We start from the raw sequence: 15,187 nt of genomic DNA, 5'->3' as shown, positions 1-15,187 counted from the left end.
TCCATGAATTTCCGAACGATTATCGCTGTGGCGACGATCGCGATGCTCGGCGTCATCACGTCGGCCAGCGCACATGCCTCCGTCGGCCTTGTTGGGCCGGCTGAACTCTCCGCTCTCGCGCCGCTCGCCTCGATCGGCGCCGGCGGCATTGCCTACCTCGCGTCCGGTATGATGAGCCTGCGTTTCGGTCCGCGCATTGTTTTCGAGCCCGAGCGCGGCAGTGGCTCTGGCGGCCAGAAGACCGCAGCTGAATTGGCGGTCGAGGTCCGCCGCGACTTTGAAACCAAGCATGACCAGGTTAAGGAGATCGCCGAAAAGGCGTTGGCCGAAGCCCAGAAGGGCACTCCTCTCGCGTCCACCGCCAAGGAGCTGGCGGACAGCGCGATCACCGGTATGAACGAAGCCAAGGCGCGGCTCGATGAGCTTGAGCAGAAGATGTCGCGCCGTGGCGATCCCGGTGATCAGCTTCTGACCGCGGGCGAGCGTTTTGTCGAAGACGAATCGTTCAAATCGTTTGCCGGTCAGCAGCGCCCGCGCGGCCGAGTGCTCGTCGATGTAAAGGACATCACGTCGCTGACCACTGACGCTGCCGGCTCCGCTGGTGCGCTAGTGCAGTCGGACCGACGTGGCCTGCAGGTCGAGATTCCGCAGCGGCGCCTCACCGTTCGTTCGCTTCTTCTGCCAGGCTCGACCGCCAGCAACTCGATCGAGTACGAACAGGAGAAGCTGTTCACGAACAATGCCGCGGTGGTGGCGGAAGGCGCCCCCAAGCCTCAGTCGGAACTGCAGTTCGAGGACAAGGTCGCCAGCGTCCGCACGATCGCCCATTGGATGCGCACTTCGGTGCAGATCCTGGCGGATGTTCCTGCACTTCGTTCGATCATCGATCAGCGTCTGCGCTATGGACTCTCCTATGCCGAGGAAAGCCAGCTCCTGAACGGTTCGGGCGTCGGCCAGAACCTGCTCGGTCTCGTCACGGCGGCGACCGCATACGCAGCGGCTGGTGGCCTCGTCGCCACCACGCAGGTCGATATCATCCGTCTGATGATCCTGCAGGCAGCGCTGGCGGAATACCCGCCGAACGGCATCGTTCTGAACCCGATCGACTGGGCTGCGATCGAGATGCAGAAGGATGCGCAGGGCCGTTACCTCATCGGCAATCCGCAGGGCACCGTCTCTCCGACACTTTGGGGCCTGCCTGTCGTCGCCACGCAGGCCATGGGCGTAGACAAGGCACTCGTCGGCGCGTTCAACCTCGCGGCCCAGATCTTCGACCGTCAGGACGCGACGATCGACGTGTCGACCGAGGACCAGGACAACTTCGTCCGGAACAAGGTCACGATCCGCGCGGAAGAGCGGCTCGCCATGGCAATCTATCGCCCGCAGGCGATCGTCTACGGCGATCTCGGCCGCGTTCCCTGAAGCCAGTTCGGCTCATCACGAAGGGCGGGCTCTCTGTCCCGCCCTTCTCATGAACCGAAGGAGGCAGACCATGATCAAAGCAATTCTGACAAAGCCCTTGGACGGCATGCCGGAGGGCACCGAGCGCGAGTTCGACCAGGCAGATTTCGACCGGCTGCAGCGCTATGGCGCTGTCCGCGAGGCGTCTGGCCTGCGCGATGACGGGCCCACGGTCGCGGAGTACGTTGCCAGGGGGTACATGGCAAAAAACTATCCGCCGGAAGGCTACGTTTCCCGCAGCACCGCCGAGGAAATTGCCTCTGCGATTGCCGCGACGTCCGCAGGCACGGGTACCGGCAATGATGTCGGCGGCGAAGGCGAAGGCGAAGACGAAGGCGGGAAAGCCGCGCCGCCGGTGTTGAACAAGCGAGCGCCGGAACATGCAAACAAGGCTGCGCCAAAGCCCAAGGTCGACTGATCCGTGCGCCCGCCCATCCTCATCAGCCCTCCGGCATGCCATCCGGTAGACCTCGTTGCGATCAAGAAACATCTGAGGATCGACCATGGCGATGACGACGACGCGCTCGACGAGGCGCTCGCCGCTGCGGTGAAGAAGCTCGACGGCTATTCTGGTGAACTTGGTCAGGCACTCGTCACTCAGACGTGGTCGTTGGCCGCAGACTTCCGTTGCGTCCCAGTGAGATTGCCACTGTCGCCGATCCAGAGCGCGACGGTGAGCTACATCGACTCGTCAGGGGCGATGGTCACGGTTGCAGAAGCAGATACCGTCCTCGACCTCGATGCTGTCGGTTGGTTCGTGCGGCCGAAGGCGGGCCGGTTCTGGCCGACGATCTCGGCGGCCGAAGACGCCGTGCGGGTAGCCTTCGTCGCCGGCTACGGCGCGCCCGAGGCGGTGCCGTCCGATATCCGTTTGGCAATCAAGCTCGACGTCGAGATGGCATATGACCGGCCAGACGGCGAACGCTTCAAGGCGCTGCAAACGCAGTACGACAGCATCGTCCGGCGCAATCGCCGCGGCATTCTCTAGAACCTCAGCAAGGATATCTCCCATGCCTCAGGCCAAGTTCGTCAAGGATTTCGAATACCGGACCAAGCCGGAATCCGCCGCCGGCTGGATCATCGATTACAAAAAGGGGATGAGCCTCAGCATTCCCCAGTCTCATCTGGACGCAGCGATCGAAGCCGGTGCCGTCGAAGGCCCATCGAAGCCATCCACCGGCAAGGAGGCCTCGGATGTCGCTGGCGGGAAGGCTCTCTGAGAGCATAGCGTTCGATGCGGTAACGAGGTCGCCGGACGGTTACGGCGGCACTATCGAGGGCTTTGCCGAGCAGTTCGTCGTCAGGGCAGCCCGAAAGTTCCTCCGCGGTGGCGAGGGTGTTCAGGCGGCTCGGCTGGAAGGCAGGCAGCCCGTCATCCTCACCATCCGAGCGTCGAGCCAGTCGCAGGCCATCGCGACCGACTGGAGGGCGCGGGATACTCGGTCGGACACGATCTACAACATCCGCAGCGTCGAGCCATCCGCAGACCGGGCATTTCTGGACCTGTTGTGCGAGTCGGGGGTAGCCGTCTGATGCCAAGCGCGGGCAGCATTGAGCGCATGAAGCAGCGCCTGGCCCGAGTGCCGAAGGAGGCCAAGGTCGAGATCCGCAAGGTTCTCACCATTGCCGCCGAGCAGATCACCACGACACAGCGCAGCTTCGCGCCGGTCGAGGATGGAAAGCTGCGGGACTCGATCCGGCATTCGCCGATGAACGAAAGCAGCGGTCGGTTCGGCGTCCAAATCGAGGCCGGCGGCCCAACGACCACCCGAATCGTCCGCGAGGGCCAGAGCGCAGCCTACGACTACGCCCTGGCCAAGGAGTTCGGCACCGAAGAGGCCCCGGCGCACCCCTTCTTTTTTCCCGGCTACAGGGCGAACAAGAAGCGGGCCAAGGCGCGGATCAACCGGGCGATCAAGAAGGCAGCGAAAGTAGCGGTAGGCCAATGACCGATCACTCTCTCGCCGTCCAGAAGGCGGTTCTCGACGCACTGATCCTAGCCTCGGTCGCCGATGGCCGGATCTACGATAAGCCGCCCGCCGACCCATACGGCGACGGCACGACCTACGTCAGCTTCGGCCCGTCAGACCAGAGCGAGGACGATGCTGACTGCATCGACGGGTCGGTTGTCACGCAGCAACTCGATATCTGGTCGCGGTACTCCGCAGGTTTCCGCGACAGCAAGATCCTCGCCGGGGATGTGCGGTTGGCCCTCCATCGTCAGGTGTTGCCGATCTGCGGCGCTCAGCTCGTCGAGATCGAGGTTCGCAGCATCCGCCATCTCCGCGACCCAGACGGGCTCACCTCGCACGCGGTCATCGAAGTCCGGGCTCTCGTCGAGTCCGAATAGCCGGGCTCAGCCCATCACCTGAAACCAGTCGGCCGCCATGTGCGGCCTTTTTCATGAGGACTGTTCCCATGGCTCTTCCGCAGACTGCCAAATTCGGCTCGTTCCGCATCCTGCTCGGCGACGGCGCCTCTCCTGAAGTCTTTTCGGCCCCCTGCGGCTTCACTCAGAAGTCCTTCAGCCGCTCCAAGGAGCTGAGCGACATCGTGGTGCCGGACTGCGACGACCCCGACGCCCCGGCATGGGTCGGCCGTGAGGTTCGCTCGCTTTCCTCCTCGATCTCTGGCTCCGGCGTCCTGGCGAAGTCGGCTCTTCCGGTCTGGGATGTCGCGTTCGACAACACGAACTCGATCAACTGCAAGGTCGAGATGCGCTGGGGCACCGGCACCGGCGCCGGCAACCTGCTGACCTACACTCAGCGGTTCCACCTCTCGAGCTTCGAGATCAGCGCCGATCTCGGCGATAAGGTGCAGATCTCCGTCCAGATGGAGAGCGATGGCGCCGCGGTGAAGACCACCAGCACGACATGAGCCGGTCCGCCCGCATCCATCTGACGCTGTGGGATGGCGAGTACGATTTCCAGCTCCGGATCGGTGAGCTTCAGCAACTGCAGGAGGCCTGCGACGCTGGCCCCATGCACATCCGCGCGCGGTTGCTGGGCGCGGAGTGGCGTGTTGCCGACGTCCGCGAGACGTTGCGCCTCGGCTTGATCGGCGCCGGCATGAAGCAGGATGAGGCGCTGACCCTGATCCGGCGGCACGTCGACCCCCCGTACCTCGCCGAGAACACCGTCAACGCGGTGCTGGTGATCAGCGCCTCGGTGATTGGCGTCGAGGATGAGCGCCTGGGGGAACCTCCGGCGAAGCAGAGCGACCTTCCGTCAGAGGCAAACTCTCCTTCGCCGGATTCTACGGGTCCGGAGCCGTGATGGGGATGGCGCCGGCTGATGTCGACGCCTCCTCGCTCTGGCAGTTCCAAGCTGCGGCCAACGGCTACCGCCGGGCTCACATGAGCGAGGAAGAACGGGCCAACAACCTCACTCCTGATGAGGTCGACGAGTTGTCTGATCTGATCGAGGTCCAGACGTCGATTGGGATGCCGGACTCCCGACAGATTCGGAACACCGCATAGTTGCTCGATTCCGTCCCGCCTACCCCGCTCTGGGTCACTTGCAACGGCAGCGTTGCAGTCCCGAGGATCGGCAGAAAGCCAAAATATGGAACGGCACCGGTATAACCGCCGAAGCTGTTTTTCGCGTTGACGTATCCGCATACCAAAACGAGACCATCCGCACGTTTCCCAGCGCGAAGCCTTCCAAAAGTTGCCGATGATGGGTCTTTCAGCCGGGCTCTCGCTCCCTCGTAAACCTTCTCTGCCTGATCCGGTGTCAAAACCAATTCCTCGGCAACGATCGACTTTGCGCCGAGCGTTGTCCCGCCTCCGGTTTGAATTGGTGCGGTTTGGCAGGCGGCAAGGCTCGCCATTGCCGAGAGTAACCAGGCGTACTTGATCAAAGGGTTCTCCATGGCAATTGACGCCGAGCGGCTGATCATCAACCTATCAGCCGACTTCAAGAAGTTCGAGCGCGACATGCGCAAGGCTTCTGAGATCGGCGAGAAGCAGTTTCGCTCGATCGAGAAGAGTGCCGAGCGCACGCAAGCGAAGCTTAAGGGGTTCAGCCTCGGTGGTCTTGGCGGCCTAACCAAAGGCCTCGGCGTGCTTTCCGCCGGCTTCCTTGGCGTGCAGGGTGCGCAACAGATCGCGCAGTACGCTGCGAACTACGTCAACCTGCAGAATAGCCTGAAGGTCACCGGCCTTGAAGGCAAAGCGCTGGGCGATGTATTCAAGCAGCTGACCGAAATCAGTCTCCGCCAAGGGGCTCCGCTCGACGCGTTGGTGACGCTTTATAGCCGAGCCTCTCAGTCTGCCAAGGAACTGAACGCCAGCCAGAGCGACCTGATCAAGTTTTCAGACGGGATTGCGACGGCGCTGCGTGTTGCGGGCACCTCGGCTGGTGAAGCGCAGGGCGCCCTTCTCCAGCTCGGTCAGGCGCTCGGCGGCGGTGTCGTGCGGGCGGAAGAGTTCAACTCGGTGAACGAGGGCGCCCGCCCCATTCTGCAGGCCGTGGCGAATGGGCTGAAGGAAGCCGGCGGTTCCGTTTCAACCCTGCGCGGGCTGGTACTCGCCGGCAAGGTCTCCTCCGAGGCGTTCTTCCGCGCATTCCTCGCCGGTTCTGGCGATTTGCGAAAGCAGGCAGACTTGACGGCTCCGACCGTCTCTCAGTCGATGGAGCGCATCAAGACGGCCATGACGGTGCTCGTCGGCGAGTTGGACAAGACGGTTAAGGGCTCGGACAAAGCTGCCGATGCGCTGAATGCAGTTGCCGCCGTCATCGAGGCCATGCCGGGGTTCATCGACAACGCGGTGAAAGGCTTCGAGCGGCTCAGCACGTATCTCGATGGCCTCGACAAGCACAGCTTCTTCGGCACTCTTCGGGAGGCCCTGAAATACGATCCGGCAAAGACGCCGGGCTACGTCAGCCAGATCTTGCCACCCCGCAACGTTTCGATCCCGATGCGTCCTCAGCCTGGGGCGACGACGCCTCTTCCCGACGGTGTCGGCTCGGTAGGCGCTGGCGGCCAAGGTGGTGCCGGCGCCAAGGGCCTAGCCAAAGTCACTGACTATCGCGCCTTGAAGGTGACCGCCGATGCTATCGTGTCAGCGGGCACCAGCGCCGCGGCCATGGCTTCTGCCTCAGGTGGCGCAAAGGTCAGCATCGAGGATTTGGCAGTGGCCGCGTCAGCCGCCGCCGGCAAGATTTCCGCCATCGATACCGAGGTGTCCACGATCACCGGGGGAGCAGTCAGCTCGTTTGTGGACAACGTCGTTGGGGCGGAAACCGGTGGCAGCAAGAACCCGAACACGGCCAAAAACCCGAATTCGTCCGCATCCGGCGCGGGTCAGTTCATCGACAGCACTTGGCTTTCGCTGTTCAAGAAGAACTTCCCGGAACTCGCGAAGGGCCGGGCAGATGGCGACATTCTGAAGCTAAGGGCCGATGGCGCGATAACCCGGCAGCTGATTGAAGCGTATGCCAAAGAAAATGCCGCCGTACTCACCAAGGCGGGAGTGTCCGTCGATACCGCCGCCTTGCAGCTTTCTCATTTTCTCGGTGCAGGCGACGCAGCCAAGGTATTGAAAGCCGCGCCTGGGACGCCTCTGTCCGGACTGATCAGCAAGCGTTCAGTCGAAGCTAACCCGGAGGTACTAGGTGGCGGCAAAACAGTGGACGACGCAATCGCATACGCGAGGAAGAGAGACACTGGGAACCGCCGCGCGGCCGGTAATCTTACACCCGCCGAAGAAAAGGCGAACACGCAGGACAAGGACTATCAGTCCCTCGTGGCTGGCTCGGTGCAGTACATCGCCAGCCAGCAGAATGAAGCTGCCGCAATCGGTGCGACCGCCCTCCAGGCGGCCAAGCTTAGCCATGAGCAGGACCTGCTCAATCAGGCCTCGCAGGCCGGCCTTGAGATCACGCCAGAGCTGAAGGCGCAGATCTCGCTGCTCGCCGGCGGCATGGCAGAAGCTGAGGTCGCTGCGAACAAGCTGGCTGCAGCAAATCAAATGTCCCAGCAGCAGATTGCCGAGTGGCGCGATTTTGGCGCCGACGCGGTGAAGGGGCTGGTGTCAGACCTCATCGCCGGCAAAGACGCGGGCGAAGCATTTGGCAACGTGCTGGCGAACATCGGGCAGAAGTTGCTCGACATGGCTGTGGACAATCTTTTCGAGAACCTCTTCAGCGGCGGCGGCAAAGGCGGCGGCGGGTTCAATTTGTTCGGCTCGATCGGCAAGCTCTTCGGCTTTGCCTCCGGCGGCTACACTGGCGCCGGCGGGAAAAATGATCCCGCGGGCATTGTCCATAAGGGCGAATATGTCATCCCGAAGAGCGTCGTCGATCGCGTCGGGGTCCGCAACGTCGAGCGCCTGATGCAGGGCTATGCCGAAGGCGGCCTTGTCGGTCGCCCGGTCTCAATGCGGGCGCCGTCATTGCCCAGCAGCTCGTCCGGATCGGCACCGTCGATCACCATCGGTGGAGCGAGCATCGTCATCCAGGGCGACGCCAACGAGAAGACGATCGCCGAGACGCGGAAGATGCTGCGCGATTACGACAAGGGCACCGTCGCCCGCGTCGCCGCAGCGAACCGCGAGGCAAGTCGCCGGAGCATCAAGAATGGCCGTTAGCTTTCCAAGGCTCATTCCGGCCGTCGATTATACTGAGGGGCTACCCGTCCTGCAGCGCTTTACGTCGAAATCGCAGAGCGGCGGCAGGCTGACGAACGTCGTCGAGTACGCCGATCCACTATGGACCGTCACGCTCGCGACTCGCCCGCTTCGTCCCAGCAACCACCGGGCTGTCGAGGCTTGGTGGCATTCCCTGCGCGAGGGCCTGCGGTCGGTCAATTTCGTCAGCCCGCTCTACTGCACCCCGCGAGGGAACATTCGGGCTCGCGGTCCGGAGCTGACCGCCGGCTCCCTCGCGTCGATCACGAACGGCAATCAGCTGAGCGTGGGGGGCGTGGCTGCCGGCCTCGTGCTGTCTCCGGGAGACTTCGTGTCCTTCGAGGACGGTGCCTCTCGCGCGCTCGGTCAGATCGTCGATACCACCGGTGCCGGCGCATCTCGGTCGATCGAGATCGAGCCGGCGCTGCCATCGTCGATTAAGGTCGGCGCCGTTGTGCGGTTTGATCGTGCGCAGCTGATCATGCGGCCGGTCGCTCAGTCGTTCAGCACTGAAGACTCGCAAGACATCAGGTCCGCGACGTTTCAGCTGGTGGAAAGCGCCACATGATCTACCAGTCTGAAGAGGTGCTGGCCCTGCTCGACCAGGGGCGGGCATCGATCCGAGGCCTGATGCGCTTCGAACTCGGCACCGGAACCTATGGGTTCTGGACTGGCTCACGGCCCCTGACCTACGGCGGGCTCGAGTATCTCCCCGGCGGCGTCATTAAGATCGACGATCTCAACGGGGCGCTTGGGTTCGAGGCGTCTGGCCTGACGATCAATCTCGCCGAGGCGCCGGACGACGGGCTGACGCCCGAGGTGCTCTCGACGATCGAGGCCGAGGACTACCACCAGCGGCCGGTCAAGATCTGGGATGCCTACTTCCATCCCGACACCGGAGCACTGCTGATCGTCACGCCTGTCTATCGCGGGCTGATCGACACCATCCGGCACACCACGGACGGCGAGGAAGCCGGCATCGTCGTGCAGTGCGAGAGCCGCGCGATCGACAACGCCAAAACGGGATACCGGGTCCGCTCGACAGCCGACCAGCAGTCCATGTGGGCCGGCGACCGCTTCTATGAGAACGCCGAGGTGGCGGGCAAACAGGAAATATTCTTCGGAAGGAAGAAGGGATGACCCGCGTTCGAGGCTGGGAGGAGACGCTGGTCGCTGCGATCGAGAGCCACAGCCAGACGCCGATCGTCTTCGGCACCTCTGACTGCGCCCTGCTGCCGGCGGACTGCATCCTTGCCGTGACCGGCGTCGACCCGTTCCCCGACTTGCGCGGCTACACGACGGAGGCCGGCGGCGCGAAGCGAATGAAGAAGGCGGGGTTCGACGATCTCCCGTCGCTGTTCGCCTCTTCCTTCCCAGAGATCCCGCCGTCTCTCGCCCAGCGTGGCGACGTCGGCTTCGTGCTGCGCAACGGGGCATTCTCCGGGGGCGTCTTCACGTTCTTCGGCTTCGCCAGCAAGGGCGAACGGGGCGTCATCTACGAGCCGATCACCGCTGTCGCGCGCGCCTTCAAGGTCGATTGATCCATGCCATTTCTTGCCCCGGTCGTTGCGGCCATCTCGGCTTTTGCCGCGACAGCTGTTGGCGGCTTCATCGTCAATGCGGTCGTCGGCATTGCGCTCAGCTTCGCCTCGACCTTGTTCGCGAAGAAGCCAGAGAAGCCGGTCGGCGGCACCAAGCTCGATGTCCAGTACGGTGCCGACCAGGCGCGGGAGATCGCGGTCGGCCTCGTCGCGATTTCGGGGCACGACGTCTACACAAACACCTACGGCAAGGCGAACAAGTACTGCCAGAAGGTCTTCGTGCTGTCGGACTTCATCACCTCGGGCATCACCCGCGTCTCGGTGAACGGCGAATGGAAGAGCATCGACTGGGGCAACGTCGAGGGAGGCCGCGGCGCGCTGGTCACCGGCCTCGACGGCGACATCATACGCATCCGCTACTACGACGGTCGGCAGGCTGCCCTGCAGGCGGTCGAGACCGGCGCCCACGGTCTCGTCAAGGAATCCAACCCGTCCGGTCGATGGACGGCTCAGCATCTCGGGCGGATGACGTCCTTCGTCGTGGTGAACTATCGCTACGACGACAAGGACCAGCCCAACCTTCCGACACTGATCTGGGAGTTCAAAGGCGCGCCCCTCTACGATCTACGGCGGGACACGACGGTCGGCGGCTCCGGGTCGCACCGCTGGAGTGATGTCTCGACGTGGGAATATACCGAGAATGGCGTCGTCCAGGCCTACAACTACGAGCGCGGCTTCTACGTCTCGGGCCAGCTGCTGATCGGCAAAGGGATGCCGGCGGCGGATCTGCCGCCTGCCAGGTGGATGTCGGCCGCGAACGTCTGCGATGAGGTGACGCCGACGAGGACGAAGCGATACCGGTGCGGCGCGCTGTTTAACGCCGGCGATGGCGTCACTCATCGCGACAACCTTGAGCCGGTGTTCCAGTCCTTCTCGGGCAATATTGCCGAGCTGGTCGACGGCGACATCCCGATCGTCGGCGCCAATCAGCCGGTCGTTGCGACCATCACTGACAATGACCGGATCGTCGGCTCGGCATGGGAATACCAGGCGAAGCGGTCTCGCACCGAGTTGGTGAACTCCGTCTACGGCACCTATAACAAGCCCGAGGATCTTTGGTCGGCGACATCCTACCCTCCGCGCGTCTCGGCGACCGCGCTCGCTGTCGATCGGGAGCGCCATGCCGTCCCGCTGAACTTTACGACCGTAGACAATGAGAGCCAGGCATCCGACCTTGCCGAGGCTCAGCTGCGCCGCAACCGGTATCAGGCGAGCGAGACCATCACCGTCCGGCCTCGCTGGACCACCCTTGAGATCGGGGACTGGATCAAGCGCGACAGCGCGAAGTACGGGGTCCGCACGTTTCAGGTCGTCGGCATCACCCTCGGGGCGCTGACGGAGGCCAATGCTCGGAACGTGACGCTGACGCTTGATGAGGTCGGCAACGGCATCTACGACACCAGCATCATAATCCCAGAGTTCCCGCCACGGACGCCGCAGGCCGGCCCCGTCTACACGCTGACGCCAGAGAACTTCATCGCGGTGGCAACGCTGGTCACGGCGGAGAACGGGCGGGTCTATCCGGCGATCGAGGCGCGCTGGGACTTCATCGATGACGTGACGGTCGACGGCGTCGTTGTCCAGTACTGGAAAACGAACGACCCGGATGTCCGACTGGAGAAGCGGGCTGAAGTGCCGGCGACCTATCTCGTCATCGTCGAAGGCATCCTGCCGCAGACCGAGTACGCGGTCCGTGCGCGGGTTCTGACAAACCCGGTCCGAGAGGCGATCTGGACGAACCCGGTCATCATCACGACCAGCCAGGAGAACCTTGCGGTCACGCACGCCCAGCTGAACGCGCAGCTGCGCGCCGAGATTGCGCTGATCACGAACGATCTCGACGGCTCGCTGCAGGACTACCGCGACCGGCTGCAGCAGGACATTGACGCTGTCGCGGCGACAAACATCAACCACGCGAACTACGAGCTTGAACAGCGCAACATCATCCGCCAGTCGGTCGTCGCGGTCTCTGACTTTGCCTCTGCCGCGGTCTCGACCGAGATCGAAGCGCGCGTGCAGGGTGACAATGCTCTTGCCTCCCAAATCACTGCTGCGCTGGCCCAGAACGGGCAGGCATCAGCCTCCGGCTACTACAAGCTTGAGGCGACAGCCAACGGTCCGAACGGCCGGGCTCGCTTCGAGGTCTTTCTTAACGCCGGCACGCCGACAAACCCCAACTGGGCCAAAGCCGGCCAACTGATGGAGGTATGGGTCGAGAATGGTGTGCCCCGCAGCCGGGTCATCTTCATCACCGATCAGTTCGCGGTCGCGCCATCGTCCGGCAGTCTCGCGGTCGTGCCGTTCTTTATCCAAAACAACACGGTCTTCATCGATACGGCCTTCATTCGCGATCTTGATGCCAGCAGCATCAGCATCAACGGCGTCCAGATCCAGAACATCATGCCGGGGGCCGTGTCGGGCACCGCCTACGGCAGCGGGCAGGACGTCGAGTTGTCGCTGAACGTCGAGGCTGGAGCTGTGCAGATACTGGCTCAGGCTGCAGGCGCACCCACAGGCAGCCAGAATGCCTTTTTGGTCGTCTACCGCGACGGTCAGCAGATCGCCTCAACATCGGAGGTCGGTGGTGGATCTGTGGACGTTGGTAGCGGCGGTGGGTCTCGAAATCTCTCTGGTAGCAAGCCGTTCGTCTTCAGCGTGGACGTACCCGCCGCCGGCGTTCACACCTATCGCGCATCCTGCAACATTGGCAGCGCCAAGGTCTCCTGCACCCTGTCTCTCCTGAACATGAAGCGCTGACATGAGATTCATCAAGTACGACGTCGTGTCTGGCGAGATAGCCGCGGTCTGCCTCTGCTCAGACGAGGAACTTGGCAATCAGGTTGTCAGGGAGGGCCAGGCGATGATGGTGATCGAGGAGGAGATCGATGCCGGGTCCTACCATGTTCTCGACGGCAACCTGGTGGAGCGGCAGGCGTGAGCTTTTATCAAGCTGGCACGATCAGCATCGCGGCCAACGGCACCGTTGTGACGGGCGCGGGCACCGCGTTCCTGCAGCAGGTCAAGCCCGGCGACACGGTCATGGTCGGCGCTGTGATGGCGCTCATCAAGACGGTCGACAGCAACACCTCGCTGACGCTCTTCTTCCCGTGGGCAGGTCCAGCTATCTCGGCCTCGGCCAGCTACGTGATCAACCACACCGGCACGGGATGGTCCTCGACCAAGGACCTCAACGAGGCCGTGACCAAGCTTATCCAGCAGGTCGAAGGTGGGGCAGGTGGCGGCGGATCAAGCAGCGGGTACGACAGCCGAGATCTCGCAGCAGCGGCGACCATTCCTTCATCTGCCAAGGTCGTCGAGACCAAGGGGCGGTTCTCGCCGCTTGACGGCGGCGGTGCACAGTATCTTCGCAACGCCTCTCTGATCCGCGGCGGCTTTCAGGACCAGTCGAAGGCGTATTGGCGACCGGACCCATCGTCGCCGATCAAGCCCGAGACCTTCGGCGCCAAGGGTACAGGGTCAGCGTTCGATGACAGCGTCGGCATTATGGAGATGATCAACGCGATCGCCGACAACAAGCGAGGCGTCGGCATTCTCACGCCGGGGCGGACCTATTTTTGCGGCGATGGCGTGGACATTGCGATCGACCCTTACATCCAGACGCTTCTTGGCTATGGCGGGACGCTCGACTTCTCAGCAAAGACGTTCGCCAACCCGGCGACGATGCCGGAGAAGCTGGCCAACCCGGAGTTCGCTGACGCATCCGCCTGGCTGCAGCTGCCGACCGGCGTGAAGAACTGGGACGTCGGCGGCGGCGTCCTCTCCTACACTCCGACCTCTGCGGAGGAATATGGCGGCGTCTACCAGGCCGTTCAGATGAAGCACAATACGCGCTACACGATCAGCGCGACGGTCAATCGTTTGCAGGCCGGCGTGCTGCTGCAGTACATCTACGTCGCATTGCGGACCGGCGGGCCTGACGCCGGTGAGACCATCGGCCTCTACCTAAGCCTTGCCAACGTCAACACCGGTCCTGGCCCCGTCACGATTACGCGCGAGTACACCTACACCGGCCCGACCGGCACCGCCTGGTTCCAGGTGAAGGGACAGTCGCGGACCATCATCGAGCGGGTTTCGCTGAAGGAGATCCCGCGCAACACCTGCCTCCTGATCGCGGCGAACGCTCGGTCGGACAGCTATTACGGGCAGGCCAGCCAGTATCTCGACGGCATCCGCCTGCAGGGGCCGGCCAGCGGCGACGGTCGCACCTTTGGGGAGGGCGTCTTCAGCGCCACGAACATCGAGGGCCTCAGCTCTCGCTTCTCGATGCGCAACTTCGACATCAAGCAGTTCGGCACCGGCATCAAGATGGGCGCCCGGACCTACCTCCCGCGGTTCATCGGCGGCGACGTCTACAACTGCGAGGTCGGCGTCAACTTCGTTGGCGGCGCGGACTCTGGCGAGAACATCCGCCTGTTCGAGACCGACATTTATAACTGCCCGATCGGCCTGCTGAACAATGCCGGCTACATGCATGCCACCATGTGCTCCTTCGACTACTGCATGACGCACCTCGTCAAGCTCGTCGGCGGCTACCTGCATGCCGTCGACTGCCACTTCGAGCGACATGCCGGCACGGTGAAGGCGAACTATCCGTTCCGGCTTGAGGGCGACGCCGAGCTGGTGACGCAGGGCGGCTATATCCAGATCAACGTGCCGACGACGCTCGTGATGGAGCGGATGGTCTGGCTGGAGAACCAGCGCTCTCGCTGGATCAGCCGCGACACTCGCGTCTACGGCCTCACGACGCTGGGTGGCGAGATCGTCGGCGGCGCAGGACGCTTCGTCGGCAACCTAGCCGGCATCGGCAACAAGGGCTTCCAGCCGGGAGCCATGATTAGCCGAGACGCCAATCATACCCTGATCACGCCCTCTGCCGGCTCCGGCAACGGGAGCAAGAACATCAGCTGGGATGTCTATGCCATCTCCGGCGATCGGGCAGACCGCTTCACGACCTCGGACATCGCGCTGACGGTCGACACCACCAACATCCGGACAGGCGGAAACAACGCCCTCAAGGCGAACAAGATCAACCAGTACCAGACGCAGGCGACCGTTACGCTGCTGATCCCCTACACCGAGCGAGCGCAGGCGGTCCTTGAACTCTGGGCCAAGTGCATCCCGGCCGCACCCATTACTGCAGCGACGTCGGCCGAGCTCTACTTCGTCATGAACTGGGTCAACGTCGCTGGCCTCACTGTCAGCGGCGCCCCCAACATCACGAAGAAAGCTTACAACGGCGAGACCAAAATCGTCGTGCCGTTGAATGGGGCAGACACTGGCTGGCAGCGGCAGCGGTTCACCTCGCTTTACGACGACGACTCGTCGACACAGACGGACGGCTACAAGCCCCAGTGGGCCACCCACATCCAGATCGATATCAACCCAGTGCTGCTCCCGCCGGGCAGTCAGTTCTGGCTCTGCGACGCGGTGGCTAACGCCGCCTGACGACCTGCGATCAAGGCCGCCGTCCACC

Annotated in this window: 18 protein-coding genes; 16 read left to right on the top strand and 2 right to left on the bottom strand. The window is 63.3% G+C overall.

Features of this window, described 5'->3' with window-relative positions:
- The first annotated feature begins 171 nt into the window (after nt 1-171).
- From ACZL02_RS07520 to ACZL02_RS07480, 9 genes are all read left to right on the top strand, one after another.
- Nucleotides 172-1,422 (top strand): phage major capsid protein, encoded by a 1,251-nt coding sequence (locus ACZL02_RS07520; RefSeq protein WP_472937972.1) that lies wholly within the window; start codon nt 172-174, stop codon nt 1,420-1,422.
- 70 nt (nt 1,423-1,492) lie between these two features.
- Nucleotides 1,493-1,879, top strand: coding sequence for a hypothetical protein (locus ACZL02_RS07515; RefSeq protein WP_472937971.1), 387 nt, complete (start codon nt 1,493-1,495; stop codon nt 1,877-1,879).
- Nucleotides 1,880-1,882: 3 nt separating this feature from the next.
- A complete protein-coding gene (locus ACZL02_RS07510) occupies nt 1,883-2,449 on the top strand; it encodes a head-tail connector protein (protein ID WP_472937970.1) in 567 nt (188 codons plus the stop codon).
- A gap of 22 nt (nt 2,450-2,471) precedes the next feature.
- A complete protein-coding gene (locus ACZL02_RS07505) occupies nt 2,472-2,681 on the top strand; it encodes a hypothetical protein (RefSeq protein WP_472937969.1) in 210 nt (69 codons plus the stop codon).
- Entirely contained in the window at nt 2,656-2,994 is a 339-nt protein-coding gene (locus ACZL02_RS07500) for a head-tail adaptor protein (protein ID WP_472937968.1), read from the top strand. The genes ACZL02_RS07505 and ACZL02_RS07500 overlap by 26 nt, the downstream gene beginning before the upstream one ends.
- Entirely contained in the window at nt 2,994-3,410 is a 417-nt protein-coding gene (locus ACZL02_RS07495; protein ID WP_472937967.1) for an HK97-gp10 family putative phage morphogenesis protein, read from the top strand. Before ACZL02_RS07500 ends, ACZL02_RS07495 begins: the two co-directional genes overlap by 1 nt.
- A complete protein-coding gene (locus ACZL02_RS07490; RefSeq protein ID WP_472937966.1) occupies nt 3,407-3,811 on the top strand; it encodes a DUF3168 domain-containing protein in 405 nt (134 codons plus the stop codon). The genes ACZL02_RS07495 and ACZL02_RS07490 overlap by 4 nt, the downstream gene beginning before the upstream one ends.
- 68 nt (nt 3,812-3,879) lie before the next feature.
- Nucleotides 3,880-4,338: a phage tail tube protein gene (locus ACZL02_RS07485; protein ID WP_472937965.1), complete on the top strand. Its 459-nt coding sequence runs from the start codon at nt 3,880-3,882 to the stop codon at nt 4,336-4,338.
- Nucleotides 4,335-4,736 (top strand): gene transfer agent family protein, encoded by a 402-nt coding sequence (locus tag ACZL02_RS07480; protein WP_472937964.1) that lies wholly within the window; start codon nt 4,335-4,337, stop codon nt 4,734-4,736. The genes ACZL02_RS07485 and ACZL02_RS07480 overlap by 4 nt, the downstream gene beginning before the upstream one ends.
- Nucleotides 4,737-4,812: 76 nt before the next feature.
- Here ACZL02_RS07480 and ACZL02_RS07475 read toward each other — a convergent pair whose 3' ends face one another.
- Complete coding sequence (locus ACZL02_RS07475; RefSeq protein ID WP_472937963.1) at nt 4,813-5,322, bottom strand: hypothetical protein; 510 nt, start codon at nt 5,320-5,322, stop codon at nt 4,813-4,815.
- Nucleotides 5,323-5,332: 10 nt separating this feature from the next.
- On the opposite strand from ACZL02_RS07475, the gene ACZL02_RS07470 reads away from it, so the two are divergent.
- The 4 genes from ACZL02_RS07470 to ACZL02_RS07455 are packed head-to-tail and all read left to right on the top strand — an operon-like array spanning nt 5,333 to nt 9,633.
- The gene (locus ACZL02_RS07470) at nt 5,333-8,053 is read left to right on the top strand and encodes a tape measure protein (RefSeq protein WP_472937962.1); all 2,721 of its coding nucleotides are present in this window, start codon (nt 5,333-5,335) and stop codon (nt 8,051-8,053) included.
- Nucleotides 8,043-8,660 (top strand): hypothetical protein, encoded by a 618-nt coding sequence (locus ACZL02_RS07465; RefSeq protein ID WP_472937961.1) that lies wholly within the window; start codon nt 8,043-8,045, stop codon nt 8,658-8,660. Before ACZL02_RS07470 ends, ACZL02_RS07465 begins: the two co-directional genes overlap by 11 nt.
- Entirely contained in the window at nt 8,657-9,232 is a 576-nt protein-coding gene (locus ACZL02_RS07460; protein ID WP_472937960.1) for a baseplate hub domain-containing protein, read from the top strand. Before ACZL02_RS07465 ends, ACZL02_RS07460 begins: the two co-directional genes overlap by 4 nt.
- Nucleotides 9,229-9,633 carry a DUF6950 family protein gene (locus ACZL02_RS07455; RefSeq protein ID WP_472937959.1) on the top strand — a complete coding sequence of 135 codons (405 nt, stop codon included), beginning with the start codon at nt 9,229-9,231 and terminating at the stop codon, nt 9,631-9,633. Before ACZL02_RS07460 ends, ACZL02_RS07455 begins: the two co-directional genes overlap by 4 nt.
- Here the strand turns inward: ACZL02_RS07455 and ACZL02_RS07450 are convergent.
- The gene (locus tag ACZL02_RS07450; RefSeq protein WP_472937958.1) at nt 9,588-9,788 is read right to left on the bottom strand and encodes a hypothetical protein; all 201 of its coding nucleotides are present in this window, start codon (nt 9,786-9,788) and stop codon (nt 9,588-9,590) included. The genes ACZL02_RS07455 and ACZL02_RS07450 overlap by 46 nt on opposite strands.
- 124 nt (nt 9,789-9,912) lie before the next feature.
- Here ACZL02_RS07450 and ACZL02_RS07445 point away from each other — a divergent pair, with 124 nt between their 5' ends.
- Genes ACZL02_RS07445 through ACZL02_RS07435 form a run of 3 tightly spaced genes read left to right on the top strand, consistent with a single transcriptional unit; the run spans nt 9,913 to nt 15,159 of the window.
- The gene (locus ACZL02_RS07445) at nt 9,913-12,450 is read left to right on the top strand and encodes a phage tail tip fiber protein (protein WP_472937957.1); all 2,538 of its coding nucleotides are present in this window, start codon (nt 9,913-9,915) and stop codon (nt 12,448-12,450) included.
- 1 nt (nt 12,451) lies between these two features.
- A complete protein-coding gene (locus ACZL02_RS07440) occupies nt 12,452-12,631 on the top strand; it encodes a hypothetical protein (protein ID WP_472937956.1) in 180 nt (59 codons plus the stop codon).
- Nucleotides 12,628-15,159, top strand: coding sequence for a hypothetical protein (locus ACZL02_RS07435; protein WP_472937955.1), 2,532 nt, complete (start codon nt 12,628-12,630; stop codon nt 15,157-15,159). Before ACZL02_RS07440 ends, ACZL02_RS07435 begins: the two co-directional genes overlap by 4 nt.
- The last annotated feature ends 28 nt before the right edge of the window (nt 15,160-15,187 follow it).

The sequence above is a fragment of the Mesocryomonas fontinalis genome (assembly GCF_055730125.2).
The sequence above is the reverse complement of the archived record's forward strand: the minus strand, read 5'-3'. Positions and strand labels throughout refer to the sequence as shown.

What these genes read in the sequence shown, in the direction of transcription:
- ACZL02_RS07520 (WP_472937972.1), top strand. Translation starts at nt 172, where the DNA reads ATGAGCCTGCGTTTCGGTCCGCGCATTGTTTTCGAGCCCGAGCGCGGC.
- ACZL02_RS07515 (WP_472937971.1), top strand. Translation starts at nt 1,493, where the DNA reads ATGATCAAAGCAATTCTGACAAAGCCCTTGGACGGCATGCCGGAGGGC.
- ACZL02_RS07505 (WP_472937969.1), top strand. Translation starts at nt 2,472, where the DNA reads ATGCCTCAGGCCAAGTTCGTCAAGGATTTCGAATACCGGACCAAGCCG.
- ACZL02_RS07500 (WP_472937968.1), top strand. Translation starts at nt 2,656, where the DNA reads ATGTCGCTGGCGGGAAGGCTCTCTGAGAGCATAGCGTTCGATGCGGTA.
- ACZL02_RS07495 (WP_472937967.1), top strand. Translation starts at nt 2,994, where the DNA reads ATGCCAAGCGCGGGCAGCATTGAGCGCATGAAGCAGCGCCTGGCCCGA.
- ACZL02_RS07490 (WP_472937966.1), top strand. Translation starts at nt 3,407, where the DNA reads ATGACCGATCACTCTCTCGCCGTCCAGAAGGCGGTTCTCGACGCACTG.
- ACZL02_RS07485 (WP_472937965.1), top strand. Translation starts at nt 3,880, where the DNA reads ATGGCTCTTCCGCAGACTGCCAAATTCGGCTCGTTCCGCATCCTGCTC.
- ACZL02_RS07480 (WP_472937964.1), top strand. Translation starts at nt 4,335, where the DNA reads ATGAGCCGGTCCGCCCGCATCCATCTGACGCTGTGGGATGGCGAGTAC.
- ACZL02_RS07470 (WP_472937962.1), top strand. Translation starts at nt 5,333, where the DNA reads ATGGCAATTGACGCCGAGCGGCTGATCATCAACCTATCAGCCGACTTC.
- ACZL02_RS07465 (WP_472937961.1), top strand. Translation starts at nt 8,043, where the DNA reads ATGGCCGTTAGCTTTCCAAGGCTCATTCCGGCCGTCGATTATACTGAG.
- ACZL02_RS07460 (WP_472937960.1), top strand. Translation starts at nt 8,657, where the DNA reads ATGATCTACCAGTCTGAAGAGGTGCTGGCCCTGCTCGACCAGGGGCGG.
- ACZL02_RS07455 (WP_472937959.1), top strand. Translation starts at nt 9,229, where the DNA reads ATGACCCGCGTTCGAGGCTGGGAGGAGACGCTGGTCGCTGCGATCGAG.
- ACZL02_RS07440 (WP_472937956.1), top strand. Translation starts at nt 12,452, where the DNA reads ATGAGATTCATCAAGTACGACGTCGTGTCTGGCGAGATAGCCGCGGTC.